Source organism: Spongiibacter nanhainus, assembly GCF_016132545.1.
Taxonomy (GTDB): Bacteria; Pseudomonadota; Gammaproteobacteria; order Pseudomonadales; family Spongiibacteraceae; genus Spongiibacter; species Spongiibacter nanhainus.
The window spans coordinates 747,313-774,004 of record NZ_CP066167.1 but is presented as its reverse complement, the minus strand read 5'-3'; the positions used below and the strand labels follow the sequence as shown (position 1 = coordinate 774,004).

25 protein-coding genes are annotated in these 26,692 nt (G+C 57.4%); 15 read left to right on the top strand and 10 right to left on the bottom strand.

All coding sequences use genetic code 11. The features are described 5' to 3' along the window. Positions 1–49: 49 nt before the first annotated feature. The gene (locus I6N98_RS03490) at positions 50–2,110 is read right to left on the bottom strand and encodes a hydantoinase/oxoprolinase family protein (RefSeq protein WP_232787447.1); all 2,061 of its coding nucleotides are present in this window, start codon (positions 2,108–2,110) and stop codon (positions 50–52) included. Positions 2,111–2,179: 69 nt separating this feature from the next. Between I6N98_RS03490 and mutM the strand changes: the two genes are divergently transcribed. The 4 genes from mutM to trmB all read left to right on the top strand — a co-directional run bounded on the left by mutM (position 2,180) and on the right by trmB (position 5,219). Beyond that, positions 2,180–2,995, top strand: a complete 816-nt coding sequence (gene mutM / locus I6N98_RS03485; protein ID WP_198570422.1) for a bifunctional DNA-formamidopyrimidine glycosylase/DNA-(apurinic or apyrimidinic site) lyase — start codon at positions 2,180–2,182, stop codon at positions 2,993–2,995. A gap of 143 nt (positions 2,996–3,138) precedes the next feature. Further along, the gene (gene rpoH / locus I6N98_RS03480) at positions 3,139–3,987 is read left to right on the top strand and encodes an RNA polymerase sigma factor RpoH (RefSeq protein WP_198570421.1); all 849 of its coding nucleotides are present in this window, start codon (positions 3,139–3,141) and stop codon (positions 3,985–3,987) included. A 144-nt stretch (positions 3,988–4,131) separates the two neighbouring features. Then, entirely contained in the window at positions 4,132–4,530 is a 399-nt protein-coding gene (locus I6N98_RS03475) for a DUF423 domain-containing protein (RefSeq protein ID WP_337924604.1), read from the top strand. Continuing rightward, positions 4,527–5,219, top strand: coding sequence for a tRNA (guanosine(46)-N7)-methyltransferase TrmB (trmB, locus tag I6N98_RS03470; protein ID WP_232787446.1), 693 nt, complete (start codon positions 4,527–4,529; stop codon positions 5,217–5,219). The genes I6N98_RS03475 and trmB overlap by 4 nt, the downstream gene beginning before the upstream one ends. A 156-nt stretch (positions 5,220–5,375) precedes the next feature. Here the strand turns inward: trmB and I6N98_RS03465 are convergent, their stop codons facing one another. From I6N98_RS03465 to I6N98_RS03455, 3 genes are all read right to left on the bottom strand, one after another. After that, on the bottom strand, positions 5,376–5,696 hold the full coding sequence (locus I6N98_RS03465) for an antibiotic biosynthesis monooxygenase family protein (RefSeq protein WP_198570419.1): 321 nt from the start codon (positions 5,694–5,696) through the stop codon (positions 5,376–5,378). Positions 5,697–5,772: 76 nt separating this feature from the next. Then, positions 5,773–6,681, bottom strand: coding sequence for a response regulator transcription factor (locus I6N98_RS03460; protein WP_232787445.1), 909 nt, complete (start codon positions 6,679–6,681; stop codon positions 5,773–5,775). Beyond that, positions 6,678–10,064, bottom strand: coding sequence for a hybrid sensor histidine kinase/response regulator (locus tag I6N98_RS03455; RefSeq protein WP_198570418.1), 3,387 nt, complete (start codon positions 10,062–10,064; stop codon positions 6,678–6,680). Before I6N98_RS03455 ends, I6N98_RS03460 begins: the two co-directional genes overlap by 4 nt. 523 nt (positions 10,065–10,587) lie before the next feature. On the opposite strand from I6N98_RS03455, the gene urtA reads away from it, so the two are divergent. From urtA to I6N98_RS03410, 9 genes are all read left to right on the top strand, one after another. Next, complete coding sequence (urtA, locus tag I6N98_RS03450; protein WP_232787532.1) at positions 10,588–11,769, top strand: urea ABC transporter substrate-binding protein; 1,182 nt, start codon at positions 10,588–10,590, stop codon at positions 11,767–11,769. A 147-nt stretch (positions 11,770–11,916) separates the two neighbouring features. Next, positions 11,917–12,840 carry an urea ABC transporter permease subunit UrtB gene (gene urtB, locus I6N98_RS03445; RefSeq protein WP_198570416.1) on the top strand — a complete coding sequence of 308 codons (924 nt, stop codon included), beginning with the start codon at positions 11,917–11,919 and terminating at the stop codon, positions 12,838–12,840. Positions 12,841–12,903: 63 nt separating this feature from the next. Then, positions 12,904–14,055, top strand: a complete 1,152-nt coding sequence (gene urtC, locus I6N98_RS03440) for an urea ABC transporter permease subunit UrtC (RefSeq protein WP_198570415.1) — start codon at positions 12,904–12,906, stop codon at positions 14,053–14,055. A 58-nt stretch (positions 14,056–14,113) separates the two neighbouring features. Then, positions 14,114–14,860: an urea ABC transporter ATP-binding protein UrtD gene (gene urtD, locus I6N98_RS03435; protein WP_198571525.1), complete on the top strand. Its 747-nt coding sequence runs from the start codon at positions 14,114–14,116 to the stop codon at positions 14,858–14,860. Between the two features lie 67 nt (positions 14,861–14,927). Then, positions 14,928–15,617 carry an urea ABC transporter ATP-binding subunit UrtE gene (urtE, locus tag I6N98_RS03430; RefSeq protein ID WP_198570414.1) on the top strand — a complete coding sequence of 230 codons (690 nt, stop codon included), beginning with the start codon at positions 14,928–14,930 and terminating at the stop codon, positions 15,615–15,617. A 43-nt stretch (positions 15,618–15,660) separates the two neighbouring features. After that, the gene (locus I6N98_RS03425; protein WP_198570413.1) at positions 15,661–16,704 is read left to right on the top strand and encodes an aliphatic amidase; all 1,044 of its coding nucleotides are present in this window, start codon (positions 15,661–15,663) and stop codon (positions 16,702–16,704) included. 26 nt (positions 16,705–16,730) lie between these two features. Further along, a complete protein-coding gene (locus I6N98_RS03420; protein WP_198570412.1) occupies positions 16,731–17,795 on the top strand; it encodes an AAA family ATPase in 1,065 nt (354 codons plus the stop codon). A gap of 307 nt (positions 17,796–18,102) precedes the next feature. Then, entirely contained in the window at positions 18,103–19,332 is a 1,230-nt protein-coding gene (gene fmdA, locus I6N98_RS03415; RefSeq protein ID WP_198570411.1) for a formamidase, read from the top strand. 10 nt (positions 19,333–19,342) lie between these two features. Then, positions 19,343–19,735 carry an FmdB family zinc ribbon protein gene (locus tag I6N98_RS03410; RefSeq protein ID WP_198570410.1) on the top strand — a complete coding sequence of 131 codons (393 nt, stop codon included), beginning with the start codon at positions 19,343–19,345 and terminating at the stop codon, positions 19,733–19,735. A gap of 169 nt (positions 19,736–19,904) precedes the next feature. Here the strand turns inward: I6N98_RS03410 and purK are convergent, their stop codons facing one another. Both purK and purE read right to left on the bottom strand, forming a co-directional pair. Then, positions 19,905–20,978: a 5-(carboxyamino)imidazole ribonucleotide synthase gene (gene purK, locus I6N98_RS03405; protein ID WP_198570409.1), complete on the bottom strand. Its 1,074-nt coding sequence runs from the start codon at positions 20,976–20,978 to the stop codon at positions 19,905–19,907. Further along, positions 20,978–21,469 carry a 5-(carboxyamino)imidazole ribonucleotide mutase gene (purE, locus tag I6N98_RS03400; protein ID WP_198570408.1) on the bottom strand — a complete coding sequence of 164 codons (492 nt, stop codon included), beginning with the start codon at positions 21,467–21,469 and terminating at the stop codon, positions 20,978–20,980. The genes purK and purE overlap by 1 nt, the downstream gene beginning before the upstream one ends. A gap of 187 nt (positions 21,470–21,656) precedes the next feature. Here purE and thpD point away from each other — a divergent pair, with 187 nt between their 5' ends. Then, positions 21,657–22,649: an ectoine hydroxylase gene (gene thpD, locus I6N98_RS03395; protein ID WP_198570407.1), complete on the top strand. Its 993-nt coding sequence runs from the start codon at positions 21,657–21,659 to the stop codon at positions 22,647–22,649. Positions 22,650–22,674: 25 nt separating this feature from the next. Here thpD and arsH read toward each other — a convergent pair whose 3' ends face one another. Genes arsH through I6N98_RS03375 form a run of 4 tightly spaced genes read right to left on the bottom strand, consistent with a single transcriptional unit; the run spans position 22,675 to position 25,284 of the window. Further along, positions 22,675–23,379 (bottom strand): arsenical resistance protein ArsH, encoded by a 705-nt coding sequence (arsH, locus tag I6N98_RS03390; protein ID WP_420496980.1) that lies wholly within the window; start codon positions 23,377–23,379, stop codon positions 22,675–22,677. 3 nt (positions 23,380–23,382) lie between these two features. After that, positions 23,383–24,405 carry an ACR3 family arsenite efflux transporter gene (gene arsB / locus I6N98_RS03385; protein WP_198570406.1) on the bottom strand — a complete coding sequence of 341 codons (1,023 nt, stop codon included), beginning with the start codon at positions 24,403–24,405 and terminating at the stop codon, positions 23,383–23,385. Beyond that, positions 24,405–24,911 (bottom strand): arsenate reductase ArsC, encoded by a 507-nt coding sequence (locus tag I6N98_RS03380; protein ID WP_198570405.1) that lies wholly within the window; start codon positions 24,909–24,911, stop codon positions 24,405–24,407. The genes arsB and I6N98_RS03380 overlap by 1 nt, the downstream gene beginning before the upstream one ends. 31 nt (positions 24,912–24,942) lie before the next feature. Then, positions 24,943–25,284, bottom strand: coding sequence for a metalloregulator ArsR/SmtB family transcription factor (locus tag I6N98_RS03375; RefSeq protein ID WP_198570404.1), 342 nt, complete (start codon positions 25,282–25,284; stop codon positions 24,943–24,945). Between the two features lie 197 nt (positions 25,285–25,481). On the opposite strand from I6N98_RS03375, the gene I6N98_RS03370 reads away from it, so the two are divergent. Next, positions 25,482–26,516, top strand: a complete 1,035-nt coding sequence (locus I6N98_RS03370; protein ID WP_198570403.1) for an NADP(H)-dependent aldo-keto reductase — start codon at positions 25,482–25,484, stop codon at positions 26,514–26,516. The last annotated feature ends 176 nt before the right edge of the window (positions 26,517–26,692 follow it).

The following is a 26,692-nucleotide window of genomic DNA, read 5'->3' as shown; positions in this document are numbered from 1 at the left end:
ATCGGGAATCCGCCAGCGGGTCATTGGGGAAATCCGCATTCCCAGAGCATTATCCCGGGTCGCCGGGGCGCATCCACAGATTGCCTCTTGGGTCGGCCTCGGCATACCAACCCAGCGCCACCCAACTAGTCGCCACCGCCTCACTGATTAAGGCCGGCCCCGTCACTCGCTGCCCCGCTACCAGGGTATGCCGGTGATAGCGGGGCACTTCGTTGGTACTACCCACAACCTGGCACCACTCCACCGGCTCGCCGGGGCGGTCGCCAGAGCTTGTCGGCAGCTCCTGAACCGCAGAAGGGGCACGCAACGCCAACCGCAGGGTAATCAACTGCAAAGGCAAATCCAGGCGGTGGCCATAGCGTTGCTGATGAGTCCGGTGAAAGGCCTCGGCCAGCGCAGCAATGTCATTCTGCCACGGCAAATTAAGAGGGAAGGACTGCCCCTGGTAACACACATCCACGGTAAGCGTGGCGTCGATGGCCTCACCGGCCACGCCCTCGGCGCACATCGCCAGGCGCCCCTCCCGCTCTAGTTCCGCAGCATGGCGCTGAATCTCGGCGTGGTCCAAAGTGTTGAGCGGGCGGTTTAATGTTCGGGATAACTGCCGCTCCCGGGGCGCCAGCAGCATCCCCAAAGCTGAAAATACACCGCCATGATTGGGAACCAGAATGTCACTGCACCCCAGCGCCTCGGCCAAGTCGCAGACGTGCAAGCCTCCCGCACCGCCAAAGCAACACAGGCTAAAATCGGCAGGGTCAAAGCCCCGCTGCACAGAAATCACCCGCAGCGCCCGCACCATATGTTCATTGGCGATGGCCACTATCCCCTCGGCGGCGGCCTCCACCGACATCCCTATCTCCGCCGCCAATTCGGCCACTGCGCAATGAGCAGCTTTTGCGTCCAGCGCCAACTCGCCCCCCAGGCGAGAGGAGACGGGCAGGCGGCCGAGTACCAGGTTGGCATCTGTCACTGTAGGTCGGGTGCCGCCCCGCCCATAGCAAGCGGGACCGGGGTCGGCGCCGGCAGATTCGGGCCCCACCTGCAACACGCCACCACTATCCACGTAGGCCAGAGAACCGCCGCCAGCACCGATGGTGTGCATATCCACCATCGGCACCGCCACCGGATAGGGGCCGATTTTGCCCTCTGAGGTCAGTGCGATATCGCCGTCAATCAGGGCCACATCAGAGCTGGTCCCCCCCATGTCGAAGGTCATCAAGCGGGGTCGCTCCACCCACTGCCCCAACTGTCGCGCCGCTGCCAGACCGCCAGCAGGACCGGACAACAACAAGTTCACCGCCCGCTGGCCGGCGCCGGCAGCATCAATGGTGCCCCCCGAGGACTGCATCACCGCCAGCGGCACATCGGCCAAAGCATGCTGCAAACGCTGTAAATAACTGGCCACCAAGGGGCCCAGCCAGGCATTGAGCCACGTGGCCATCCCCCGCTCATACTCTTTATATTCAGGAAGCACCGCCGAGGAGCGGGACACAAACACCGACTCCGGCATGGCCTCAGCAATGGCTCGTTCGAAGCGGTCGTCAATAAAGGAAAACAACAGGTTGATCGCCACCGCCTCCGGCTGCAACGCCTCGACCTCTCGCCGCAGAGTCTGCAAATCCGCCTGGGTCAGTGGCTCAACCTCACTGCCATCCGCCGCCAGACGCCCCCCGGTTTGTAAACACAGATCCCGGGGTACAGGCGGATGTTTAAGGGCGGGACGCAGTTGGTATAGCTGGTCCCGGGTTTGCCGCCCCAGCGTCAGCATGTCGGCAAAACCCCGGTTGCTGATAAACACGGTACGCACGCCTTTGCCCTCAAGGGCGGCATTGGTCGCCACTGTGGAACCATGCACCACCACCAGGCGCCCTGCCTGCGCCACCTGATCCAAGCCCAGGGCCGCGATCCCCTGCAGTATTGCCTGTTCGGGCTGAGCGGGAGTAGACAGACACTTGTGTAAGCGCACCTTGTCGCCCTCCACAGCGACAAAGTCGGTGAAAGTACCGCCGGTATCCACCCCAAGAAAAATCGTGGGCGGACTCGAATACGTCTGTGCGCGGGTCATAGGCTGGGTCAGATCACTGGAATTGCGGAAAAACAGAATTGCCATTGTCGCCGCTGCTCAGCACAATGTCATGCCTCCGAATACACCGAGTCTGCCACACCCGAGGAATAACCCTTGCCAGAATTGCCCGAAGTCGAAACGGTCCGCCGGGGCGTCAGCCCCCACCTGCTCGATCAAACCATCAATGCTGTCACCGTGCGGGACACCCGCCTGCGCTGGCCAGTACTGGATGACTTGCCGCAACGGCTAGCCGGGCGCACCATCCGAGGGGTGCGGCGCCGTGCCAAGTACCTGCTGCTGGAACTGGATCGAGGCCATTTGATGATTCATCTGGGCATGTCTGGTCGGTTGTATTTTGTACCGGCGGAGACCCCCGCCGGCATCCACGATCATATTGACTGGCAGCTTGGCAGCGGACGGGTGCTGCGCTACACCGACCCGCGCCGCTTCGGCGCCGTGATCTGGATCGATGCGGAGCCAAACAGCCACCCCCTGCTGGTCAAACTGGGTCCCGAGCCGCTATCGGACGACTTTAGTGGCGACTATCTCTACCAGTGTGCAAGGGGGCGCAAAATCCCGGTCAAAAGCCTGCTTATGGACGGGCATATCGTGGTGGGCGTCGGCAACATTTACGCCAATGAAGCCCTGTTTATGGCCGGCATCCGCCCGGACCGGGCCGCGGGCCGCATTAGCCGGGCCCGCTACCAGGCGCTGGTGGCGGCGTCCAAAGCGGTGCTGCAAAAAGCCATCGACCAGGGCGGCACCACACTGCGGGATTTTATCGGCGGCGACGGCAAGCCCGGCTATTTCAAGCAGGAGCTGCAGGTCTACGGCAGGGCCGGCAAGCCCTGCCCCAGCTGCGCTACCCCCCTGAAAGAAATCCGTCTGGCCCAGCGCAGCACCGTATTTTGCCCCCGCTGCCAACGCTGAGCCCCGGGCTTCAGAAATCGCCGCAAACCCACGCCCCACAACGCTTTGCGGCAATTTATTGATCTGGCGCACTTGAACTTTTGCCTATAACAGCATCTAATAGTGAGCTGGTTTAAAAACGATCTTTTTTAGGAGGATGTGCGATGAGCGGCCATCTGCAGCCCATGCAGCAGCTAGTACCAGGTGGTGACCTCTCGGCATATATTCAAGCCGTTGGCAGTATTCCGGTGCTCAGCGCCGAGCGCGAGCGCGAACTGGCGGAAGATCTCCACTATCAGGGCGACCTGGAAGCGGCCCGTCAGCTGGTTATGTCCCACCTGCGTTTTGTGGTGCACATTGCCAAAAGCTACAGCGGCTACGGCCTGCCCCAGGCCGACCTGATTCAGGAAGGCAACGTGGGCCTGATGAAAGCCGTCAAGCGCTTTGACCCCAGCAAGGGTGTGCGCCTGGTGTCTTTTGCCGTCCACTGGATCAAGGCGGAGATTCACGAGTACGTGTTGCGCAACTGGCGTATTGTCAAAGTGGCCACCACCAAGGCCCAGCGCAAATTGTTCTTCAACCTCCGCAGCGCAAAAAAACAACTGGCCTGGCTCAGCAACGACGAGGCCAAAGCGGTGGCCAACGACCTGGGTGTGGACGTCAACGAAGTGCGCCGCATGGAGGGTCGTCTGAGCTCGGTGGATGTGGGTTTTGACGCCGATGCCGACGACGAAAGTGGTGTGGTGGCGCCGGTCTACTACCTGGAAGACAAAAGCGGTGACCCTGCCGCCGTACTGGAAGCGGACAACTGGGAAGAAACCAGCCACCAAGCCCTTACTCTGGCCATGTCTGAACTGGACGAGCGCAGCCGGGACATCCTGCAAAGCCGCTGGTTGGCCGAGAGCAAGGCCACACTCCACGAACTGGCCGATCGCTACGGGGTGTCTGCCGAGCGCATTCGCCAGCTGGAGCAGGCCGCGATGAAAAAACTGCGGGCCAGTATGGAAGCCTAAGGCCTCTCTCCCCTTGCTCTGAAAGCCCCGCACACAGCGGGGCTTTTTTGTATCTGTGCGAAAACCCTAACAATCCACCAGCGGCACTGGGGTCTCAAGGCGGTTTTGACTACAATAGCCGGCTTCCCGGTGGAAACTCCTTTTTTGGCAGACCTGAGCGAGGCAGCTATGGCGTCCATCAGCCTGGTACTAACTTCAATATTTGGCTTTTTGGCGGTGGCGCTGGGCGCCTTTGGCGCCCACGGGCTTAAAGACAAACTCAGCCCGGAGATGATGGCGGTCTACCACACCGCCGTGCAGTATCACTTTTTTCATACCCTGGCCCTGCTGGGGGTCACCGTACTGCTGGCACAAGGGCTCAGCCACGGCGCCCTGAAAGCCACAGTGTGGCTGTTTACCCTGGGCATTGTGATATTTAGCGGCAGCCTCTACGCGCTGGCTATTACCGAAATCCGGGTGCTGGGCGCCATTACCCCCATCGGCGGGACATTATTTCTGATCGGCTGGCTGTGCCTGGCCGTCGCAGGATGGAAAGCACTGTGAGCGAAAACCAACAACCGCTGCGCCGTATCCGCAGCTTTGTGCTGCGTACCGGCCGCATGACTGATGGCCAGAAAAAGGCCTATGCCCGGCTGTGGCCGCAACTTGGCCTGGAACTCAGCCCAGATCTGCTGGATTACCAGCACGTATTCGGCCGCGAAGCGCCCCGGGTATTCGAGATTGGCTTTGGTATGGGGGACTCTCTGGCCGCAATGGCAGCGTCGGAACCCGACAAGGACTTTATCGGCGTCGAGGTACACAGCCCCGGCGTCGGGCGCTTGATGAGCCTGGCAGAAGATCAGGGTCTGACCAACCTGCGGGTGTTTTGCGACGATGCCGTAGAGGTACTGGAGCAACGCATCCCCGACGCCAGCCTGAGCCGTGTTCAGGTCTACTTTCCCGACCCCTGGCACAAAAAGCGCCATCACAAACGCCGACTGATCCAGCCGGCGTTTATCCAGTTATTGCGGCAAAAATTACTCCCCGGCGGCATTATCCACCTGGCCACGGATTGGGAGAACTATGCCGAACATATGATGGCGGTGATGAGCGACGCGGAGGGCTTCAGCAATATGCAGGGCCCCGGTCACTACGCGCCCCGCCCCGACTTCCGGCCCATGACCAAATTTGAGAAACGCGGCGAGCGCCTGGGCCACGGCGTGTGGGATTTATTATTCCGAAAAGACCCGTAGGGCGGACACAGTTTTGTGTCCGCCGCGTCGATCCAGCGGTCGGCACCACCACCTTGGAGAGAAAGCGGGTATATACGGCGGACATTAAAAGCTATGTCCGCCCTACGAAACCGGAAGGGGTAATCGAATACGGCGGACACAAAAACGGTGTCCGCCCTACGGTTTCATGTGTGGGGGTAACACTACCCACTCCGGCTCGTCGAATTCACCGATGGGCCGAATCTCACAACAGGGCGCCGCACTGCGAATAATCTCCGCCACCCGCTCATTGTGCTGCCCTTCCATGGCGTCTCGCTGGGCTTTGCTCTCCCAACTGGCGATGGCAATTAAACAATTGGGATCGTCCAACTTGCGGTGCAAGCGCGTGCCCCTGGCACCCGGCGCCTGCTGGATAATCTCGCTGGCCCGCACCCAGGCATCGGCATAATCCTCGGCGGTATAGCCGGGCTTGATATGTACTTCAAAGAGGTACTTCATGACGTCACCCTGCTGCCTGACACACCGATACCTTTAACAGAAGATCAGGACGGCAACAACGTTAAGGGCAATGCGATTAATCCCGGAGATACTTCAGCGCGATTACCGCAGCGGCGGTGCGATTTTCTACATTGAGCTTTCTGAATAGCTGCTCAAGGTGCTTATTCACCGTCCTGGGACTGGTCCCCAAAATAGTTCCCACCTCGCGATTGGTTTTACCCCGGGCGATCCACAACAAGACCTCGGCCTCCCGCTCGGTGAGAGGCAGCGCCGCTCGCAGCACTTCCACATCGCTGGGGCGCTCCAAATCCACCAGCTGCATCAAGTATTCATTGGGCTCAGTTTGACTGATATAACGCACTTCCAGTGGCGCGTTACCGGACTCTAGCAACAAGGGCTTTTCCTTGTTGTAGCGGGGCTCAAGAATCTGGCTCAGCTGCGCCGGCAGACTCGTTTCAATCCACTCTTGCTCCAGCCCCACATGCTCAAACAGATGATAAGCCTGGGGCGTGGCCCACAACAGCTCCCCCTTTGGCGACACCGAAATGAGGTACTGCCCAGCCGAATCCAGTGCCATTCTGGCACTGAGCGTCAGCCGAGCGTTATTGAGGTGCACCTTCATCCGGGCGATTAACTCGTCGCCGTTGACCGGTTTGGTGATGTAGTCCACGCCGCCGGCCTCAAAACCTTTGACGATACTTTCCGAATCACTGAGTCCGGTCATAAAGATTACCGGGATATGGGCCAGATCGCGGTTGTTCTTGATTTCCCGGCAGGTCTCAAAACCGTCCATCCCCGGCATGATGGCATCCATCAAAATCACATCCGGCGTAATACTGTTGGCGATAGTCAGCGCCTGATTGCCTTCCAATGCCACCAACACCGTGACATCGGCCTGCTCCAGAGTCTCATTGAGCATACCCAGCGTCTCCGGCGAATCGTCCACCACCAACACCACGTCGCGTTTACGCAGCTTATCTGTCACGCGCTTTCCCCCTCCAGCAGCCGGGTCAGGGCGCTGAATTGAAAACGATTGGCGAGCTCCCGCAGTATGCGGAACTGCTCGGCGGGAAGCGTCGCTTCCGCTTCTATATTGTCCAAGCACTGCTGCATTCCTTTGGCATATCCAATTTTAGCGAGCCGCAGCAACTCAGCCCGCTCCTCGCTGGGAATTTGAATCGAGGTACTCAGTTGAGTGGGCTGCGAAGGCTCCTGCGGCGCAGGTCGGCTCCGCCAGACTATCCCCGCATGGTCGTGAAGACTCTTCAACAAGTGATTGATTCTCACCGGCTTAAGTAAGTAGGCACTGTGAGGCGCTGCGCCAATATCGTCAGGTGGCGACTCTATAGCATTGGCAGAGATCATGATGATGCAGGCATCGGGCATCATCCCCCTCAAGCGCTTGGCCAACTGCCAGCCAGACATCCCCGGCATGGACACATCGAGCAGGTATATACCCGGCCGCTCATCGCAGATATCCAACATATCCAGACATGTTGGCCCATCTGTCGCCTGCACCATGTTAAAACCCAGCGGGCCAAGCAAGTCGCAGATCAGGCTTCGGTGCGCAGGCTCGTCGTCCACCACAAACACGGTTTTCTCTTCACCCTCGTAGCCCCAAATCTGCTGCTCCTGAACCGAGCGACTGACCAATTTATCGCTGGAGGGCAACATCAGCGATACCTTGGCATGGGTACCGCGCCCCTCTTCGCTGGACAGACTGAGATCGCCACCCATCATGTCGCACAGCAGCCGGGTAATGGTAAGCCCCAGGCCGGTACCGGCTATATGGGGTGAACCCGCTTTACGGACCCGCTCAAAGGGGTGAAAAATCCGGTCCATATCCTCGGAGGCGATGCCCTCTCCGCTATCGCGAATGTGAAATTCCGCCACCTGATTGCGGTAGCTCACGGTAAAGGTCACCGCGCCCTGGTGGGTGTACTTAATGGCATTGGACAGTAGGTTTATCAAGATCTGCCGCAAACGTTTCTCGTCTGTTCGAATGGTCTCGGGCAGAGGCGTCAAACGGTCAAAACTAAAGCCGATTCCCTTGCTGTTGGCCTGGATTTGAAACATGCCGACGATCTGATCCAACAAGGCACTCAGGTTGACATCGTTGCGACTCAAATCCAGGCGGCCAGCCTCAATTCGACTGATATCCAGCAAACCTTCGATCAAGTCTGCCAGGTGGTCGCTACTGCGGCGAATCACATTCAGGGCCTGGCGGCGGTTTTCCGGGATCGCCGGGTCCTTTTCCAACAACTGAGCGTAACCTAATATGGCATTCAGGGGAGATCGCAACTCATGGCTGATACCGGTCAAATAGCGACTCTTGGCATTGTTAGCCGCTTCAGCCGCCTCCTTGGCCTGCTGGAGCTTAAGGTCAGTCTGGATGTGGGCCTTGATTTCTGCAGTAAGCAATTCGGTCTGCCGCTCGGTCTCCTCCTGGGCCACTCGGCGGCTGTCGTGGACCAAGGCAAACATCCACGCCAACACCCCACAGACAATCAGCAAAATAAAGAAGACATTGCTTAGCGCACTGGCGGCGGCTGCCGGGTCCATGCCCTCATCGGTGGTAATCTGGATATAGACTACCCCCAGCACCCCGGCGATCATAAAACTGGTCAGTAAAAACAAGCCCAGGAAATGGCCGGTACGGGTATTGAGCACTTTTACCCAATGGCGTGGCACCAGCACCCCCAGAGCGTTAATCAATTGCTCCTGCAAACGGGAGTTTTCCTTGCACATGTCGTGACAACGACTGTCCAATGAGCAGCACAAGGAACATATCGCCCCCGAATAGGCGGGGCAGTATGTCATATCCTCGGGCTCAAAGTAGTGATAACAAATGCAGCAGCGGGCATCTTCCTTCTCGCCAAAGGAGACCGGCTCCCTGGCGATGTAGTACTTGCCCTTAGTCACCCAGGCAATCACTGGCGCGCAGATAAAGGTCGCTCCCAACGCAATAAAGGAGGACAGCGCGTGGGCAATGTCACCAAACTGTCCGGCGTGAGCCATAAAGCCCAACACCGAGGCAATAATCATCGAACCCACCCCCACCGGGTTAATGTCATAGAGATGGGCGCGCTTAAACTCCATGGTTTTGGGGCGTAGCCCCAGTGGGCGGTTAATGACCAGATCCGCCACCAGCGAACCCACCCAGGCCAGAGCAATAATGGAGTAAACGCTGAGAATGTCCTCCAGCACCCGGTAGATACCCAATTCCATCAGAGTCAGCGCAATGGCGACATTAAATACCAGCCATACCACCCGACCGGGGTGATTGTGGGTAAGCCTAGAGAAGAAGTTGGACCAGGCGATAGAACCCGCGTAGGCGTTAGTCACATTGATCTTCAGCTGCGACAACACCACAAATACCCCGCATAGCAACAGGGTTAGCTCTGGGCCGACATTCAAGTAACCAAATGCGGTGAGGTACATACGGTTTGGGTCAGAAGCCTCACTAACGGGAATCCCGTGGTTCAACGCCAGAACCGCCAGAAACGATCCGATCAATACCTTGACGACCCCGCTGATAATCCAGCCGGGGCCAGCGGCAATCATTGCCAGCCACCAACGCCGATCCGGTTTTTTCTGATGGGGCAGAAAACGCAGGAAATCGACCTGTTCGCCAATCTGGGCAATGAGCGAGAACAGTACCGCCGACGCCGCGCCGAAGGCCAATACATTGAGCCCCGGCCCCTGATCCTCGGGAACGTAGCCGCGCCACTGGGCCACCGCCCCATCGGCCTGAAAGGCAATCACCGCCAGAGGAACCAGCTGTAGCACAATCCACAATGGCTGCGTCCAGACCTGGAAGCGGCTGATTAAGGTGATGCCGTGGGTGACAAGGGGAATGACCACCACTGAGCTGATGATATAGCCAATGGAAAGGGGAATATTGAGGGTCAACTCCAGAGCCAGCGCCATAATCGCCGCCTCCAGAGCAAAGAAGATAAAAGTGAACGAGGCGTAGATCAGAGAGGTTAAGGTTGAGCCGATATAGCCGAAGCCTGCACCACGAGTGAGCAAATCGATATCAACGCCCTGTTTTGCAGCATGATAGCAAATCGGCAGACCGGTCAAGAAGATGATGGCCCCCACCACCATGACTGCCGCCACCGCATTGCTGAAGCCGTAACTCAGGGTAATGGCGCCGCCAATAGCCTCCAGAGCTAGGAAGGAAATCGCCCCCAGTGCCGTATTAGACACCCTGGCGGTAGACCAGCGCCGAGCCCGCTTGGCGGTGAAACGCAGCGCATAGTCCTCGAGGGTCTGGTTGGCTACCCAGCGGTTATAGCTACGCCGCACCCTGAAAATATGTTGCTGGGCGGGACCCGGGTCTGATGGCGCCTGTGGTTGCTGCACTGTTTTGGCTCGTTGGGTTGGGCTCTTTGGCGTTAGCTATCGCAGCGCATTATAGGCGTTAGAAAACTAGAGGGTGTAGTGCCTATTCACGCTGGCGTTTCGTCTGTGTGAGGTGCTCCATCCCTGCCCCGACCTCGGCTGCTGCGTGCTGCCCCGTCCATTCGGAGCCAATATTAACCGCATTGAATCCAGCACTACATCCAGCACTACAACCAACAGAAGCAAAAGCCGAACCACCTGAGAGCGATTATTAACATTAAGGTGCGCAGCTTAGTGCCAATGCCTATTTTAGGCCTGGCACGCTGCCACAAGTGGGTCATTGACTGGGCTGAAAACTAACCGATTGGCATCTTGGAGGGATATACGTCATCTAACGTAATGAGGGGGAGCATCCGGCGAATTTTCTTATTGATCGCAAATACCGAGACTGATACCGAACCCGTCAAACGTAGGAGACAACCTAATGCGTGATCAAAGAGAGCTTCGTCGCTGGGGGCGCCGCAAGGTACTTCAGTGCCTGGCGATGATACCGGCAGGGGCCATCCTGGCATCCCAGCTCTGCTTCGCCGAAGTGAATACTACCGGCCTTGCAGTGACCGATGATGAGGTCACTGTAGGGATTCTACACTCCCTGACTGGCACCATGGCAATCAGTGAAACCGGTGCCCAGGAAGCAGAAAAACTGGCCATCAAGCAAATCAACGAAATGGGAGGCGTGCTAGGCCGCCAAATTAAGATTATCCAAGAAGACGGTGCCAGTGACTGGCCTACCTTTGCCGAGAAAAGCCGCAAGCTGCTGGTAAAAGACAAGGTCGCGGCGGTCTTCGGCTGCTGGACTTCGGCATCCCGGAAAGCGGCACTGCCGGTTTTTGAGAAAGAAAACGGTCTGCTTTACTACCCCACCTTCTACGAAGGACTGGAACAATCCCACAACGTAATCTACACCGGCCAGGAAGCGACCCAGCAGATTCTCGACGGTCTCAACTGGGTAGCCAAAGAGAAGAAGGCAAAAACCTTCTACCTGATTGGTTCTGACTACATCTGGCCGCGAACTTCCATGAAAATCGCCCGCAAGCACATTGAAAACGTGCTGGGTGGCAAAGTCGTGGGTGAAGAGTACAAGCCTCTGGGCGATACCCAATTTGGCTCGGTCATCAACAAAATCCGCCTGAAAAAGCCCGACGTGATCTACGCCGCGGTGGTGGGTGGCTCTAACGTGGCCTGGTTTAAACAGCTCAAAGCCGCCGGCATCACCAGCGACAAGCAAACCCTGTTGACCATCTCAGTGACCGAAGACGAAGTACTGGGTATCGGTGGTGAAAACCTGGAAGGGTTCTACTCCATCATGAAGTACTTCCAAAGTCTCGACAACGAGAACAACAAGAAGTTTGTTAAGGCCTTTAAAGAGATGTGGGGCGACGACAGTGTGATCGGTGACGTGACCCAAGCTGCCTATCTCGGCCCCTGGCTGTGGAAGGCTGCAGTGGAAAAAGCCGGCTCCTTCGACGTCGACAAAGTGGTAGAAGTCTCTGAGTCTGGTGAAATCGAGCTGGATACCGCGCCTGAAGGCTACGTAAAACTGCACCCCAACCACCACTTGTGGAGCAAAGCACGCGTAGGTAAATGGAAGAAAGACGGCCAGGCTGAAGTGGTTTACACCTCTGACCTGATCGAGCCCGATCCTTTCCCCGAAGGTTACCAGTAAGCCCTCCGGCACTACGGCTGAGCACTCAGCCAAGGGGCGGACAAGGACCAGTCCGCCCACTTATTTCCGACATCGCCGGGTCAGCCAGGCCCCACGCGATACGTTCAAAAGATCAGTTAAGTACACGCGTTTTTAGAGGACGCCACCATGTTTGGATATACATACAGCGAGTTAGGTGCGATTTTCGCCATGCAGGGGTTTGCCGGCATCAGTTTGTTCAGCGTCCTCTTACTTATGGCGTTAGGACTGGCCATCATCTTTGGCCAAATGGGCGTGATCAATATGGCCCACGGTGAATTTATGGCGGCAGGGGCCTACACCACCTACCTGCTTTCAAGCCTTACCGAGAATTACTTTCCCAGTTTTATGCCGTACTACTTCGTCTTTGCCATTGTCGCCGCGTTCTTTGTCGCCGCGATACTGGGCTATATCGCCGAATTTGCGTTAATACGATTTCTCTACAAAAGACCGCTGGATACGCTGCTGGCGACCTGGGGTCTGAGCCTGATTATGCAGCAGGGTTACCGCTCCATCTTCGGTGCCCGGGAAGTTAGCCCCACTCTGCCCGACTGGCTGATGGGCTCGCTGCAACCCACCGACATGATCGACATTCCCATCAACGGCATGTTCGTACTGGGCCTGACCCTGTTCATCACCTTGGGTGTGTTCTATCTGATGTTTAAATCATCCTGGGGCTTAAAAGTACGCGCCACTACCCAAAACCGTCTGATGAGTGGTGCAGTGGGTATCAACACCAAAAACGTTGACCGCATGACCTTTGCGTTGGGCTGTGGCATCGCCGGTGTAGCCGGTGCGGCCTTTACCACCATTGCTTCAACCGGCCCCACCACGGGCACCCTGTACATTGTCGACACGTTTATGGTGGTGGTCTTTGGCGGCGCAGCCAGCCTACTGGGCACAATTGCATCGGCCTTCTCCATCGCTCAAGCACAATCCATTCTGGAGTTCTTTATCAGCGGCTCCATGGCCAAGGTATTCACCCTACTGACTCTGGTCATCATCTTGATGTTTAAGCCCGAGGGTCTATTTGCCAGCAAGGTCCGCCGCTAATCGCGGGCCTTTCTCGCGGGCCCATCCCGGGCATTGGCCGCGAACCGTTATTGGGAGAGAGATATGAACTTCTTTTACGAAAAAGTACTGGGCGGCAAAAGCGGCACCACCGCCCTGCTAATACTTTCAGCGATAATACTGGTGGTGTTTCCGCTGTTCCTTGATGCCTTTCGGCTCAATCTGGTTGCCAAATACTTAACTTATGCATTTCCAGCGATCAGCCTAGTCCTATTGTGGGGTTACGGCGGCACACTGAGTTTAGGGCAGGGTATCTTCTTTGGCCTTGGCGGCTATGCGATGGCCATGTTCCTTAAGCTGGAGGCGTCTACACCAGAGGCCACGGCCATTCAGTCCACCCCCGGTATTCCCGACTTTATGGACTGGAACCAGCTAACGGCGCTGCCGTGGTTTTGGGAGCCCTTCAACAGCCTGACCTTTACCCTGATCGCCATCCTGGTCGTACCTACCCTATTTGCCTACATCATTGGCGTAGCGATGTTTAAACGCCGGGTGGGCGGGGTGTATTTTGCCATTATCACCCAGGTTATCTCCCTGATCCTCACGGTGCTCATCGTTGGCCAGCAGGGTTATACCGGCGGCATTAACGGCATCACTGACCTGCGCACTCTGAAAGGTATGGATATCACTTCGGACACCGCCAAGCTGGTGTTCTACTACATCACCTGCTTCCTGCTTATCGCCGCCGTCATGGGGGGACGCTATATCCTCACCAGTAAGTTTGGCCGCCTGTTGCTGGCAATGCGGGATAAAGAAGACCGAGTGCGCTTCTCCGGCTATGACGTCGCCAACTTCAAAATCTTTATTTTCTGTGTCGCCGCCGCTATCTCTGCGGTCGGCGGCGCCATGTTTACCTTGGTTGTCGGCTTTATGTCGCCTTCCTTCGTCGGCATCGTGCCTTCCATTGAGATGGTTATCTTTGCCGCAGTGGGCGGTCGGATGTCGCTGATCGGCGCGGTCTACGGATGTCTACTGATCAACTTTGGTAAGACCGCCTTCTCGGAAACCTTCCCCGAGCTGTGGCTGTTCCTGATGGGCGGTCTGTTTATCGCCGTGGTGATGTTCTTCCCCAATGGCCTGGCCGGGCTGTGGGAAGACTACGGACACCTGGTCAAAAAGCGCTTCAGCTTTATCACTCGCTTCTTCGACAAGTCTCCGAATACCTTGAGCGATCAAAAACTCGAGGGCACCAGCTGATTAAGATCGACCTAAGCCGTATCAATCAGCCCAAAGCCTTCAGGAGAACATTATGAATATGAGCACCAACACCGATTTTACCCTGTCGATCGAAGATCTGACGGTGTCATTCGACGGCTTCAAGGCCGTGGACGGTTTGAATTTTTACCTGGACAAGAACGAGCTGCATGTCGTCATCGGCCCCAATGGCGCCGGCAAGACCACCGTACTGGATTTGATCTGCGGCAAGACCAAAGCCACTTCCGGCAGCATCAAGTTTATGAACAAGGAACTGACCAAACTAGCCGAGCACGAAATTGTCCGGGCCGGCGTTGGCCGCAAATTCCAAACCCCATCGATCTACGAAAACCTCTCGGTCTACGAGAATCTAGAGGTGTCCTTCCCCAGGGGCCGCGGGGTGTTTGGCTCGCTGGTTTTCCAACGGGATGACGAGGTGGATAGCAAGGTCCGGGAAATCGCCGCCGAAATCATGCTGGAGGACTTTATCGATACCGAGGCCGCCCTGCTCAGTCACGGTCAAAAACAGTGGCTGGAGATCGGCATGCTGCTGATCCAGGACCCACAACTACTGATGTTGGACGAACCCGTCGCCGGTATGAGTGTGAAGGAGCGGGAGCAAACCGCCGAGCTGCTCAACAAAATCAGTAGTGGTCGCTCGGTGCTGGTTATCGAACACGATATGGAGTTTGTCGCCCGCATCGCCCACAAAGTAACTGTACTCCACCAGGGAAAAATCCTTGCCGCCGGCCCCATGGAAGACGTTCAGAAGGATCCCAACGTTGTAGAAGTTTACCTGGGCCACTAGTTACCCGACTGGCTGCGCCACAAGGCCCAAGAATTGAGCTGCAAGAACTGAGCAGAAGGATACCCCCATGTTAAATGTCGAAAATTTAAAAGTCAGTTACGGCCAAAGCGAAGTCATCCATGGCCTTAACTTTGAAGTGCCCAAAAACCAAACTCTGGCCATTATGGGCCGCAACGGGATGGGTAAAACCACGCTGTTTAAGTCCCTGATCGGAGTTATGCCCAATTCTGGTGGCAGCATTAGCGTCGATGGCGACGATGTCACCAAGAAGGAGAGCTTCCAACGGGTGCAGAGCGGCCTTGCCTACGTGCCACAAGGGCGGATGATTTTCCCCAACCTCACCGTGCAGGAAAATATTGAGACCGGCATGAACGTCTCCAAGCTAAAACGTATTCCCGACGATATTTACGCGCTGTTCCCGGTACTGGCGGAGATGCGTAAACGCAAAGGCGGTAATTTGTCAGGGGGGCAACAGCAACAGCTCGCCATAGCGCGGGCGCTGGTCACCAATCCCAAGGTCTTGCTGTTGGATGAGCCCACCGAGGGCATCCAGCCCTCCATCATTAAAGATATCGCCAATGTTCTTAACGAAATCAAAAAGCTCCGCGACATCACCATTGTGGTCTCGGAGCAGGTGCTGAGCTTCACCATGACGGTGGCGGACCGGATTATCGTCATCGACAAGGGCAACTTTATTCACGAAAACACCCGGGACGAGGTCGATACCGACAAGATCAAAGCCTATCTCTCGGTGTAAGCCCCCTAGAACTTATCTCGATACTCGATAAACGGAGAGCACTATGCGACACGGTGATATTTCCAGCAGTGACGATACCGTCGGCGTGGCGGTGGTCAATTACAATATGCCCCGCCTGCACACCAAGGCCGAAGTCTTGAGCAATGCCCGGGACATCGCCGAAATGATCAAGGGTATGAAGGTCGGTCTGCCCGGCATGGATCTGGTGATATTCCCCGAATACAGCACCATGGGCATCATGTACGACCCGGATGAAATGATGGCCACCGCCGCCACCATTCCCGGCGAGGAGACTGACATCTTTGCCGCCGCCTGCCGGGAAGCCAATACCTGGGGCGTGTTTTCCCTCACCGGTGAGCGCCATGAAGACCATCCCAACAAGGCGCCCTACAACACTCTGGTGCTAATCAACAATCACGGCGAGATCGTTCAGAAGTACCGCAAATGTATTCCCTGGTGTCCGATCGAAGGCTGGTATCCCGGCGACACCACCTACGTCTCCGAAGGGCCCAAGGGCCTTAAAATCAGTCTGATCATCTGTGACGACGGCAACTACCCTGAGATCTGGCGAGACTGCGCCATGAAGGGCGCCGAGCTGATTATCCGCTGCCAGGGCTATATGTACCCCGCCAAGGAACAGCAGATCATGATGGCCAAAACCATGGCCTGGGCCAACAACAGCTACGTGGCGGTCGCCAACGCCACTGGCTTTGACGGCGTGTATTCCTACTTTGGCCACTCCGCCGTAATCGGCTTTGACGGTCGCACATTGGGCGAGTGTGGCGAGGAGGATATGGGCGTACAGTATGCACAGCTTTCTGTCAGCCAGATTCGTGACGCCCGCGCCAATGACCAATCGCAGAACCATCTATTTAAACTGCTGCACCGCGGTTACTCGGGAGTCTACAACTCCGGCGATGGCGACAAAGGCATTGCCGATTGCCCCTTCGATTTTTATCGCAGCTGGGTGATGGATGCCAAAGCCACTCAGGAGCAGGTAGAGTCCATCACCCGCTCCACCATCGGTGTAGCCCAATGCCCGGTGGGCGAGCTCCCAGTGGAGGGTAAAGAGCAGGAGGCGGGCTAAATTCTCAGACCAAATGAAGCAGTACGGTGCCCTTTATTAACGACCGCCTTGCCGAGCAAGAGCGGCAAATAGCCAGCAGCCCCGACTACCGAGTCAAGGATATACGGGTCTCCCGCTTTGTCTTCGAGCCAGATGCTGTAATGGCAAAGCTGCGGTCGCGGATTGTGGGCCAGAAAACCGTGCTGGATGCCCTTGATGATATGCTGCATATCGTCAAAGCCGACATTGTCGACAGCGACCGACCGCTGGCCGTATCCCTGTTGCTGGGCCCTACCGGCACCGGCAAAACCGAAACGGTGCGCTTGCTTGCCGAAGCGATCCACGGCAGCAAAGACGCCGTCTGCCGTATCGACATGAACACCCTCTCACAATCCCACTATGCCGCCTCTCTCACCGGCGCGCCGCCTGGCTATGTGGGCAGCAAAGAAAGCCAGACCCTGCTAGATGAGTCCCTGATTAAGGGCAGCTTCAGCAAACCCGGCATTGTGCTTTTCGACGAGCTGGAGAAAGGTAGCGACGAAGTGATTCGCGCCCTGATGAATGTGCTGGAACGGGGCCGGCTGCACCTGGCCTCCGGCAATCGTCACATTGACTTCCGCAACAGCCTGCTGTTTTTGACCAGTAACGTCGGTGCCAAGCAAATACAGGAAGCCACTTATACTGACAGGCCTTGGAAGCGCGCATTGAGGGCACTGACCAGCGCAGGCCGCACTCATCGCCCCCAGGACAAGGCTCTGGACAAGGCACTTCACCAGCGCTTTGATCCCGAGTTTATCAACCGCATCGACCGTATCCTTACCTATCGACGGCTGGGGGAGGCCGAGCTGCCAGCGCTGCTGGACATCGAGCTGGAAAAATTGCGCCATCGACTGCAGAAGCGAGGTGTCGACTTGGAACTCGACGACGCCAGCCGGCGTTTTATACTGCAGCGATACGACCCCAGGTTTGGCGCCCGGGATCTGGCCCGCCGCCTCCGGAAAACCCTGGAGCCCAGCCTAGCCAAAGCCATGTTAGCCGCACCCAGTGCGACTGAGTTTTCCGTCTCTCTGACCGGCGATACCCTGACAGTGCAGCCCGCCCCATCCGTCTAGGGCCTGTTCACAACCCCGGACACAACGTCCATCAAAACGATCCTACTATGTTGAAATTATCGAGGTCATCACCACTGATTCGTCCTCCCTCGTCCTGTTGTCATTGTCCCGTTCGCAGGCCGTTTCAGTATGGCTGCTTGGCGCATTTCTGCCTTATCTACGTCAATTGACGTAAAGCCCCCGGTCGGTTGCCGAATGGTGATGCAAGCGCGGTTTTTAGATAGTAGAGCTTCAAATTCTTCCCCGCTGAGCACCGCCATGACGACGCTGCTTTGCCGGACTTTCCTCTGCTATCAGGAGAACTGTTATGGCCGAAACCATTATAAAAGTTGATCTTAGTAAGTCTGCCTACGACAACGAGATGATCCACAACCGCTGGCACCCAGACATCCCCATGGCTGCCATGGTCAAGCCCGGCGACGACTTTATCATTGAGTGTGTGGACTGGACCGGCGGGCAGATTGAGAACAACGATTCCGCTGACGACGTCCGGGACGTAGACCTGAGTAAAGTGCACTTTCTCTCGGGCCCAGTGGGGGTAGAAGGCGCCGAGCCCGGCGACTTGCTGGTGGTAGAGATACTCGATATCGGCGCCTTTGATGAAAGCCAGTGGGGTTTCAATGGTTTCTTCTCCAAGCAAAATGGCGGCGGCTTTTTGACCGAGCACTTCCCCGAAGCGCAGAAATCCATCTGGGATTTCAACGGCATGTTCACCAAATCCCGCCACGTACCCGGCGTGGAGTTTGCCGGTTTGATTCACCCGGGGCTGATCGGCTGTCTGCCCTCCAAGGAGATGCTCAATGAGTGGAACACCCGGGAAAAAGCCCTGGTGGACACCGACCCCGAGCGAGTTCCCGAACTGGCTACCCTGCCCTACGCCGACACCGCCCACATGGGTAAAATGACCGGTGACGCCGCCAAAGCGGCCGCCGCCGAAGGGGCACGTACCGTTCCGCCTCGGGAGCACGGTGGTAACTGCGATATCAAAGACTTGTCCCGGGGCTCAAAAGTATACTTCCCGGTCTACGTTAAAGACGCTGGCCTGAGTGTGGGCGACCTTCACTTTAGCCAGGGCGACGGCGAAATTACCTTCTGCGGCGCCATCGAAATGGCCGGCTGGATTCATATGCGGGTCAGCCTGGTAAAAGAAGGCATGTCCAAGTACGGCATCAAAAACCCCATCTTCAAGCCCAGCCCCATCACGCCCAAGTACGACGACTATCTGATTTTTGAAGGGATTTCGGTCGACGAGTACGGCAAGCAACACTACCTGGACGTGCACGTGGCTTACCGCCAGGCCTGTCTCAACGCCATTGAGTATCTTACCAAGTTTGGCTATACCAAAGCTCAGGCTTACGCCATTCTCGGCGTGGCGCCGGTGCAGGGACATATCAGCGGCGTGGTAGATATACCCAATGCCTGCGCCACATTGTGGTTGCCCACCGATATCTTTGAGTTCGACGTGAACCCCACTGCCGACGGCCCCACCGTCGAACTGGACGGCAGCGTCGACGTGCCACTGTCACCGGACAAGTAAGGAGTTAACAATGCCAGTCTACGACTATAAATGTCAGGAGCACGGGCTGTTCCACGAGCTGGCCAGCATGGACAGGGCGCACATGCCCTGCCCATGCCCCCAGTGCGGAAAACAGAGTGCGCGGGTGGTGATGATCCCGCCAGAGATACTGGCCATGGCGCCGGAGCGCCGCAAAGCAGAGGCCGCCAACGAGGCCTCCAGACATGCGCCCAGGCACTCCACCGTGGACAGCCGCGCAGAAGCTCAGGAACGCAAAATCTGGACCCAGCAGCACGCCTCGTGTGGCTGTAAATCCCACGGTTCACCGGAGGCAGATCGCAGCGCGCTGAGTCAAAAAGCGGTATTACTGGCGGATGGCAGCAAGATTTTTCCATCACAGCGGCCGTGGATGATTAGCCACTAAACCACGGGTCAGTCGGCGCTCACGCGTCCAAAGAGTCCATACTCCCAAGGGGAGGCTTGAAGGGCCGGGGTCACCCGCCCTTCTTTTTTTATTTCTGGTGCATATCAACCCGCAGAGTCCGCCGATGGACTCTGTGCGGGCGACAAAACCTTGATGTTAGCGATAGGTATTAAGCCTTAGGCAAGTGCTCAAGCACCCAGTCGATGACTTCGCCGTAGTTTTCTGGCAGTAGTGGTCGCAGATCGGCCAATGCGGCTTTCACCGCTGATTTTTCCGGGTGATTAATATTGATATGGCCGACTTTGCGGCCGGGACGCACGTCTTTGCCATACCAATAGCACTGGGTTGCCGGCACGGTCATCCACTGGGTGTTACGCTCAATGCCGATCACATTAATCATCACGCTCTGGCCACGGACCTCCGGTGCCTTGATAGGCAACTGCGCCACCGCCCGCAAGTGCATTTCAAATTGGCTGACGCAGGCACCGGCCTGGGTCCAGTGGCCACTGTTGTGCACTCGGGGCGCGAGCTCGTTCACCATCAGCGTGTCGCCCACCCGGAAGCACTCCATAGCCATCACGCCAACGTAGTTGGCAGCATCCAGAATCTTGCCCAGCATGGCTTCCGCCTGGGACTGCAACGCGGCGACGCGTCCCAGTGGCGCTACCGACGCCATCAAAATACCGTTGCGGTGCAGATTGAGGGTCAGCGGATAAAAAACCGTGTTGCCCTGACTGTCCCGGGCACCGATCAACGACAGCTCTTCGGTGAAGGGAATTTTTTTCTCGGCAATCGCCGCACCCAGCCAGTCGCCGGGGATTTCATCGCCCTGATCCTGGTACAGCCAGAACTGGCCTTTGCCGTCGTAGCCACCCTGGCGGCGCTTCAACAGCACGTCTTCGCCCAGTTGCTGGTGAATCGACTCGGCGTGGGCCTGCTCGTCAACGTTACACCAGGGCGCAGTGGCAATGCCCAACTCGTCCAGCATCTGCTTTTGATAGAGACGATCGGCAATGCGGTAGAGCACGTCGCGATTGAGAAATCCGGGTTGCTCCGCCAGGTGGCGGGTCATCGGGGTATCCGGCCACTGCTCTCGCTCTACGGTGACCCAGTCCTGGGGCGCGATCTCCGGCAAGGCCTCCTGCTCCGGCGGTAAGGCCGTAACTTCAACCGCCAGGGGATAGGCGGCCTGCTGCAACATGGCGCCCAATTGTCCGGCGCCCAGTACCCACACCTTTGCCATTACTGCTCTCTTGGATCGGGGTTATCGAGAACGGCCTGACTCTGGTCGAGGCGGAACTGCTCGACCTTCTCGGCGATATCGCTGTCGGTCAGACCGATGATTTGGCAGGCCAGCAAACCGGCATTGAAGGCGCCGGCGGTGCCGATGGCCAGGGTGCCCACGGCGATACCTTTCGGCATTTGCACAATGGACAGCAAACTGTCTAAACCGCTGAGAGCCTTGCTCTGTACCGGCACACCCAGCACCGGCAAGCGGGTTTTGGCGGCCACCATCCCCGGCAAATGGGCGGCGCCGCCAGCGCCGGCCACAATCACCGAAAAGCCGCGATCCACCGCCTGCTCGGCAAAGCTGATCAGCTTGTCGGGGGTGCGGTGCGCCGACACCACCTCAACATGGTAGGGCACACCCAATTGGTCCATGATTTCGGCGGCGGGACGCATGCTGTCCCAATCACTTTTCGAGCCCATAATCAGGGCCACTTTTGCCGTCATCGCTTAGCTCTCGTCGCGTGAAAACCGGCCATTATATGCGAGTCGACACGAATTCGGTAATTTTGCGGCAGATTTCTTGAGAGCCATTAAAGCCCACTTGAAATTGCCCTGGCTCACCCTTACTTACGCCACACCTATCACAGACACCTATCGAGGAGAAACACAGCACAGTAAGGAGGTTCTGACTATGTACATTGAAGCTTCGTCCCGCTATGAGGCTTTAAATGAGCATACCTTTAACCCACACACGGCACCGCATGCTTTGCACACTGGGGACCGGAATCCCGGCGGCCCTTACCCCACACGGCTGCCGCATCCCCCAGAAACACTGTTTCTGCCGCGCCGGGCGACACTGCCCCCGATCGGCTCCAGCGCCACAGGCCCGCTAAATTCCCAACAATTGCAAAACTTTGCCCGAGACGGCTTTTTATTCGAGCCGGACTTCCTGTCTGACGCCGAAGTGACCCATTTCCAGTCGGTGCTGAAGGAATTGCTGGAGACCCCGGCCTTCCGCGGGCGTGAGTTTGCCATTACCGAACCCGGCAGCAACGCCATCCGCTCGCTGTTCGGCGTGCACTTCCTCAGCGATGCCTTTATGGCCCTGGCCCGGGACGAGAGACTTGTGAGTCGCGCCGAGCAACTGCTGGGGGGCGAAAGCTATATCCACCAATCCCGGATTAATTACAAACCGGGTTTTGAGGGCAAAGGCTTTAACTGGCACTCCGACTTTGAAACCTGGCACGCCGAAGACGGCATGCCGGAAATGCGGGCGGTGAGCGCCTCTATCATTCTCACCGACAACCACGCCTTTAACGGCCCGCTGATGCTGGTGCCGGGCTCACATCAGGTGTTTGTCCCCTGCATGGGAGAGACCCCTGCCGACAACTACAAACAGTCATTGAAGAAACAGGAACTGGGCACACCCAGCCCACAGGCGCTGCAAACCCTGATAGAACGCCGCGGCATCCAGGCGCCCACCGGTCGCGCCGGGGGCTTGCTGCTGTTTGATTGCAACACCCTGCACGGCTCCAATGCCAACATGTCGCCGGACCCGCGCTCCAATGTGTTTTTTGTCTACAACCGGCGTGACAACGTGTGTCGCGAGCCCTATGCCGCGCCCCGTCGGCGCCCGGAGTTCCTGGCCCACCACCCCGACAAGGTGTGGTCACCGACCCTGTAGGCTGTGCCAGGCCTGTTCACACCCATTACATAGCCCGCTGATCGATGCGGGCTCTGAATGCGGCTTCGCTTTCCTTGCGCTCGGAATAGCGGTCGACAAAGTAGTCTTTGCTGCCCCGGGTAAGCAGGGTGAACTTCACCAGCTCTTCCATCACATCGACGATGCGGTCATAGAAGGATGAGGGCTTCATGCGGTCATCGTCGTCAAACTCCATCCAGGCCTTGGGCACCGAAGATTGATTAGGGATGGTCAGCATCCGCATCCAACGCCCCAGCACCCGCATCTGGTTTACCGCATTAAAACTCTGGGAGCCGCCGCACACCTGCATCACCGCCAGGGTTTTGCCCTGGGTGGGGCGCACCGCCCCCATCGATAGCGGAATCCAGTCAATTTGTGCCTTCATGATGCCGGTCATGGCGCCGTGGCGCTCCGGGGAACACCACACCATGCCCTCACTCCAGGTAGCCAGCCCCCGAAGCTCTTGTACCTTCGGATGGCTGTCGTCACTGTCGTCCGGCAAGGGCAAACCTGAAGGGTCAAAGGTGCGGGTCTCGGCGCCAAAATACTGCAGCAAGCGCGCCGCCTCTTCCGTTGCCAAACGACTGAAGGAGCGTTTCCGCAGCGAACCATAGAGCAGCAGAATACGGGGCTGGTGATCCTGGGGCTGATAGAGCTTGTCGATCTCGACGGGGCGAATGCAGTCCCGATCTATATTTGGCAAGTCATCCACGAGCTAGGCCTCCTCAAACCAGTGCCGGGTGCGATTGGCAAAGGCGCACAACGACAACATCACCGGCACCTCCACCAGCACCCCCACCACCGTGGCCAGTGCCGCGCCGGACTGCAGACCAAACAGGGAGATAGCCACCGCCACTGCCAACTCAAAGAAATTGGAGGTGCCAATCATGCAGGCCGGCGCAGCGATATTGTGGGGCAGCTTCAAGGCCTTGGCGCCGGCATAGGCCAGGGCAAAAATACCGTAGGTTTGCAGCAACAGCGGGATGGCGATCAGCACAATCGCCACCGGCTTAGAGAGAATGGTCTCGGCCTGAAAACCAAACAACAGCACCACCGTTGCCAACAGACCGCTCACCGAGATTGGCTTGATGCGCTCCAAAAACTGATTTAAGCGGCGGTGGTCGTTGGCCTGATCCAGCGCCGAGCGGGTCAGCACCCCGGCCACCAGCGGGATCACCACGTATAGCACGACCGACAGCAACAGGGTTTCCCAGGGTACGGCCACATCGCTGACACCCAATAAAAAGGCGGCGATGGGCGCAAAAGCAAAGATCATGATGACGTCGTTCACCGACACCTGCACCAGGGTGTAGTTGGCATCGCCTTTGGTGAGCTGGCTCCACACAAATACCATCGCCGTGCAGGGCGCCACCCCCAGCAGAATCATGCCGGCGATGTATTCGCTGGCGGTCTGCGGGTCCACCAGGTCGGCAAAGATTACCTTAAAAAACAGCCAGCCCAGGGCGGCCATGGTAAAGGGCTTGATCAACCAGTTGATCACCAGGGTGAGCACCAGTCCCTTGGGTTTCTTGCCAATATCCTTGATAGAGGAGAAATCCACCTGCACCATCATCGGGTAGATCATTAACCAGATAAACAGCGCCACTGGCAGGTTAACGTGGGCCACCTCCATGGCGGCAAAGGCTTGAAACAAGGGCGGAAACAATACCCCCAGGGTCACACCGGCAACGATGCACAACCCCACCCAGACGCTGAGATAGCGCTCAAAAAATCCCATTATTGATTCTCCTGTTGCCCAATGGTGTGGTGAATATCCCGCAGCGCGTCGGCCAATGCCGCTCCGGAAAGCTCCGCCCAATCCAGCGCCAGCAGCGCAGAGACCCTGGCCTGAATCGACTCGATAGTGCGATCAAAGGCGGCCCGCACCTCGTCCTCGCTGCCGGTGACTTTGGAGGGGTCACTCAAGCCCCAATGCACTTTCTGGCTACGCCCCATCCACAGAGGACAAGACTCGCCGGCCGCACTGTCGCACACGGTAATCGCCACATCGGGATTAAAGTCGGCAAAGTCGTCCCAGGACTGGCTGCGTAGCCCCTGGGTAGAGATGCCGTGGCGGGCCAGGGCCTCCAGGGTGCGGGGGTGAACCTCTCCCGCCGGCTGACTGCCGGCACTGGCGACCTCGACAGTACTGCCATTGGCATGCTGGCTGGCCATATGGCGGGTGATCGCTTCACAGAGAATGCTGCGGCAGCGATTGTGAGTACAGATAAACAGCAGTTTCATGACTTCGTCCTAAGGGTGACTCTAAGGCTGGTCAACACGCCGCGCAGCGCACCGGCCGGTCCGACATATTCTCCAGCCGCTTGCAGGGCTGCTCCAATAACACCGCTTGCTGCTGACAGAGGGTGTCCAGTAGGGACCGTGCCCAATCCGGCAAATCCGCTGGCAGCGAGTAGTACACCCACTGCTTGTCCCGCCGGTCGCTGAGCAGGCCGCAATTGCGTAGCTGGGCCAGATGGCGGGAAATCTTGGGTTGGCTGTCGTCCAGAGCCACCATCAACTCGCAGACACAGAGCTCTCCCTGCTGGGCGATCAGCATCATCGACAGCATCCGCGTCTCGTCGGACAGGCATTTAAAAAATTGGTTGGGCGCCATGGTTCTCGGCGCAGCAGGCGTAGACATCATCGACTTGGGGTTTTGATCGAATAGAATTGTCAGAATATATGCATATCCATATATACACAATAGATGGTTCACTACTGGCCTCACAACGCCCCCAACCCTTGTTAGCCACTCACCCCCTGATCCACAATAACTCGCTTTGCAGCTGTATTTGACGACGAGAGGGCAACATGGATTACCAGAATCTGGGTGGTACCGATATTCGCGTAAGTAAAATCTGCCTGGGCACCATGACCTGGGGTGAACAGAACACCATTGAGGAAGCCTTTGAGCAGATGGATTATGCGGTGGACTGCGGCATCAATTTTTTTGATACCGCCGAGATGTACCCCGTGCCGCCAGTTGCCAAAACCCAAGGGCTCACCGAGGTGTACATTGGCAAATGGCTGAAGGAGCGCGGCAAGCGAGACGATATCGTACTGGCCACCAAAGCCACTGGCCCGGGCAATGCCCATATCCGCGGTGGCGGCCCCCTTACCCGTGAGGGCATCCTGCAGGCCTTCGACAGTAGCCTGGAGCGCTTGCAAACCGATTACGTGGACCTCTACCAAATCCACTGGCCCAACCGCAGCACCAACTTCTTTGGCAAGCTGGGCTATACCCACAGTGAGTACAAGGATGCCGACGCCGAAATCCACGACATTCTCCGCACTCTGGCCGAGCTGGTTCAACAGGGCCGGGTGCGCAGCATCGGCATCAGCAATGAAACCCCCTGGGGCCTGATGACGTACCTGCGCCTGGCCGACAAGTACAACCTGCCTAAGGTCGTCAGCATTCAAAACCCCTACAGCCTACTCAACCGCACTTTTGAGGTGGGGCTGGCAGAGATGTCGATCCGGGAACAGGTGGGCTTGCTGGCGTATTCGCCCCTGGCCTTTGGCATGCTCAGCGGTAAATACCGCAATAATCAGCGGCCGGAGGGCGCTCGTCTGACATTGTTTGAGCGCTTTAGCCGCTACAACAAACCGGAGTCAGTGGCCGCCACTGAAGCTTACTGTCAGCTGGCCGAGCAACACGGGCTGGACCCCGCGCAGATGGCGCTGGCCTATATCAACCAGCAGCCCTTTGTGACCAGCAACATTATTGGCGCCACCGCCATGGATCAGCTCAAGAGCAATATCGCCAGCAGCGAGATGACCTTGAGTGAAGAGGTGCTAAAAGGGATTGAGGCCATTCACCAGCAACATCCCAACCCAGCGCCCTAAGCGAACCGAGCCGCGACCAATTGCTATTAATTCGGCAAGCCTTTAGCCGAATTAATATGCGGCACATGGACAGGTTTTTGCTCCTGCAAAACCTGCATTCCCTACATCCATGTAGGTTACGTGTCGCCGCAGGCTGCAAGCCTGCGCGAGCCCCTAAAAATCAAGGGATTTCGCAA